The following is a 3,922-nucleotide window of genomic DNA, read 5'->3' on the forward strand; positions in this document are numbered from 1 at the left end:
AAACTTCATCATACTTAGTCTTATCCTCAGCGATAAAATAATTAAAATCAGGGTGATTTATCAAGGGTTTACAAGCACCTCAAAATCATATAGTTAACAACTAATGGCGATCGCCATATAAAATATTTAAATCATTTGTATAAAGTAGGGGCAAACTCCCGTTTGCCCCTACATGAGTCAGGAATTTATAGCTTATAACACTTCCATTGCAAACGGATTTGATATAATCAGGGCAGTAAACCCGGTTTCTTGGAGAGGGTGCGTAAGTCCTGACATCTTGATGAGACCAATTCATTTTTTAGCATGGATATAATCAACAAAGTAAAATTGAGGAATTAACCATAATTTCAACCAAGCATAAATCCCCATTCCTAAAAGTGCTGTAATTACTAAAGGCAAACCTATTTGAATCCGCAAATTATCTGGAAAAATAGCAACTCCAGAGACAATAATTATGAAATAAGTTACAAGTAAAACTTGTAATCTTTGTAGATTTTTCAATGCCTCCCGACAACTGCTACAATGTTGAGTATGTTGTTTGTAACGATCCAATAGTAAGGCGTGATTATTATTTATTAGAGAGTTATTTGCATCACTAATTCCTACTTCACTCCAAGGTAATTTACCACCACAATATTTATCAAACCAATTTCTAAACTCAATGACTGAACGATCTGCATTTGTAGGTAATTTATAAGCTGTTTTCCAACTTTCACTTGATTGTTTTTGTTTCAGTAAATACTCCTGCTGATTGAGTAAAACCATATCTCCATCTATAAGCAAATTTCGAGTTTTGATATGATCCCACCAACGCGGTTTAAACCTGTGAAGTGTTTTCCCAAAATTTCTAGTAGACTGAGCAATAATTCTAGATTTTCCAGGAGATATTGGTATACAATAAGTAACAAGTCCTACTTTCTTTCCAGTATCACCAATAGTAGTTGCATATTCCAACCGACAAGGAGGTTCAAAAGTAATTTTTGTGAAGCCTTTTGAAATAGAAACTTCAACTAAATTAATTGTAGATTGCAGAATCTCCATAGGTATAGGTCTTGCTTTGTCTCGATTACCTAGTACACCATGATGAGCAAAAGGAGCATGACTAGGATCTGCTAAATTTTCTATGAGAATTTCCCAACCATATTCTAGATCGCGGACATAAGAAGACCACACAAAACCTTTCTCAGCATCTATGTTTGGTGATAATGGTAGGGGTGTTGTAGCAGCTAAGTCTGCTGTTTTCGCATCAGGCCAAACCCAGAGTAAATCATTTTCTTGACGCACTGGTAAGGCAGTTACACAGAAATTTTGCCGATTTTTTTCTATAATTTGCTTATTTTCAGCTTGAGGAATATGAGTACAGATACCTTCAGAATCAAATTGCCAACCATGATAACTACACATTAAATTACCAGTTTTGTCATCTACACGACCCTCACTTAAGGGTGCTAGACGGTGAGGACAAACATCTAAAAATACCTGATAATTCTGAGAATATCTTGCCTTCCAGATGACTAGGCGCATTCCCAACAGAGTTACGGGAACAGGAATTTCTGGGTCAAGGTCTTCAATAGGTGAAAGAGGATACCAATGCTGAAAAAAGTTGAATTCGGTTTGCATTTTTTTTGTTGTTATAGTTCAAAAATTAGGGAAAGTAAGAGGGAAGAAAGAAGAAAAAAAGTAGATCGATCTAGTTCAACTAAAGATTTTTTTTGGTAATTTTATTATCTTAAGGGAAAGGAAGAAGGAATAAGGAAGAAAAAAGTAGATCGATCTAGTTCAACTAAAGATTTTTTTGGCAATTTTGTCATCTCAACAGCTACTCTAATAATTCTATACTTTATCAGTTTTGGTCTTATCTGTTTGGGTAGCATTCCGCAGGAAACCATATTGAATTATAGAGTTATACCAAATCCCGTAGTATCGGTATAAAAAAGCCTAGAAACCGGGTTTGTTTTAAATACCCCACTGTCAAACATCTACCTACCACAAACCCGGTTTCTGTTTTTCCTCCCTACTCCGTCTTTTCATGACGTTTCAAACATCTAATTGCCTCTAACAAACCTCTAGCTTTATTAATAGTTTCCTCATACTCTGTTTCCGGTACAGAATCTGCAACTAAACCAGCTCCCGCTTGTACAGTTACCGTATGTTTACCATCATTTGTTGGTCTAACAACCATAGTTCTAATCGTAATAGCACTATTCAACTGACCATCAAAATCATAATGTCCATAAACTCCAGAATAAACCCCCCGCCGACAAGGTTCCAATTCATTAATTATTTCCATCGCCCGAATTTTTGGCGCACCACTCACAGTTCCAGCAGGAAAACAAGCTTTCAATAAATCCCAAGCAGTTCGATCGTCTGCCAATTCTCCTACTACATTACTAACAATGTGCATCACATGAGAATAACGTTCAATTACCATTAACTCATCAACTTTGACTGTTCCCACTTGACAAACCCGACCCAAATCATTGCGACCTAGATCGACTAACATAATATGTTCCGCTCTTTCTTTCGGATCTTGCAACAACTCTTCAGCTAAAGCATTATCTTCTACATAAGTTTTGCCACGACGACGAGTACCAGCAATAGGTCTCACAATTGCAAGGCGTTTACCATCGGGGGTGTTTTCTGCTTTCACCATCACTTCGGGACTCGAACCAATAATTTGCCAGTCACCAAAATTAAAATAAGCCATATATGGAGATGGGTTTATTAGTCGCAAGGAACGGTAAAGACTAAAAGGTTCTCCTGTATATTCAGTCGAGAGTTGTTGGGAAATAACTACCTGAAAAATATCTCCTGCTTTGATGTAGTTTTTAGCTTTCTCAACATTGGCACAAAATTCTGCACGAGGTGTGTTGCTGGTGTATATATCTGTAACTTCTTTGTCTTTTTCTCCTGGTGGTTGCCATTCTAATAAAGTATTTTGTTGTGAAAGGGGAGATTGTAATTTATCTACTAACTTAGAAACGCGATCGCAAGTTTGTTGATAAACTTTTTCTAAGTCTACCTCTGGAGAACTTATATCAGCGTAGGCGATCGCCCATATCTTCCGTTTCACCTGGTCAAAAACCAACAAATTATCCACCTGCATCCACAAACCATCAGGCAAATCATTTTCATCAGGTGGGTAAACAGCAACACGAGGTTCGATCCACCGAATCAATTCATAACCCCAGAAACCAAATAACCCGCCAATACCAGGAGGTAATTGAGGTAATTTTACAGGTTGATAGGGTTGGAGACAGTTATCTAGAGCATCAAAGGGATCGCCCTCAAAAGTTTTAACTGTACCATCCCGATAAGTTTGGGTAGTATGGTTGCCTCTTGCTGACAATATCCATAATGGATCGCAACCCAGAAAACTATAACGTCCAATTTTCTCCCCACCTTCCACTGATTCTAGTAAAAAACTGTAGGGGCGATCGGCACAAACACGATACCAAGCAGAAACAGGAGTATCAAGGTCTGCTACCCATTCTTGGTATACAGGGACAAAGTTACCTTGTTTTGCTAGTTGGGAAAATTGGGAGAAGTCTGGAAATATCATAAATTTTGAAATTGGTATTAGATTAGAGATTCAGGAACCAACACCTTTATATAAATTACAGCATTTTTTAGGATTGATAATTTTATTAGTTACATAATATTAGATCGAGTTAGGTTTAACCTATTTGAAGTTTACTTTTTAAATTATGTGTATTATCGGTACTTTGATATTTTTTACTATATTGAAAATGCCTTCAAAGCGTCGAGGGGTAATACCATTTCTCAAAAACATTTCTACATTTTGTAGAGCAGGGGAGTGCGGGAGTGGAGGAGTGGGGGAGAAGTAAAAATAACAATAATTAATATTAAATGAGCTACAACTAGCAAAAAAAAGATTTGATATGTAATTATTAATTAATAA

The 3,922-nt window shown here is 36.7% G+C and carries 2 protein-coding genes; both read right to left on the minus strand.

Annotated features, from left to right (window positions below; translation table 11 throughout):
- Positions 1-291 precede the first annotated feature (291 nt).
- On the minus strand, positions 292-1,620 hold the full coding sequence (locus AFK68_RS06970) for a Rieske 2Fe-2S domain-containing protein (RefSeq protein WP_094672132.1): 1,329 nt from the start codon (positions 1,618-1,620) through the stop codon (positions 292-294).
- Between the two features lie 394 nt (positions 1,621-2,014).
- On the minus strand, positions 2,015-3,562 hold the full coding sequence (gene trpE, locus AFK68_RS06975) for an anthranilate synthase component I (RefSeq protein ID WP_094672133.1): 1,548 nt from the start codon (positions 3,560-3,562) through the stop codon (positions 2,015-2,017).
- Between the last annotated feature and the right edge of the window lie 360 nt (positions 3,563-3,922).

This window comes from Hydrocoleum sp. CS-953, from assembly GCF_002260545.1.
Classification (GTDB): domain Bacteria; phylum Cyanobacteriota; class Cyanobacteriia; order Cyanobacteriales; family Microcoleaceae; genus Trichodesmium.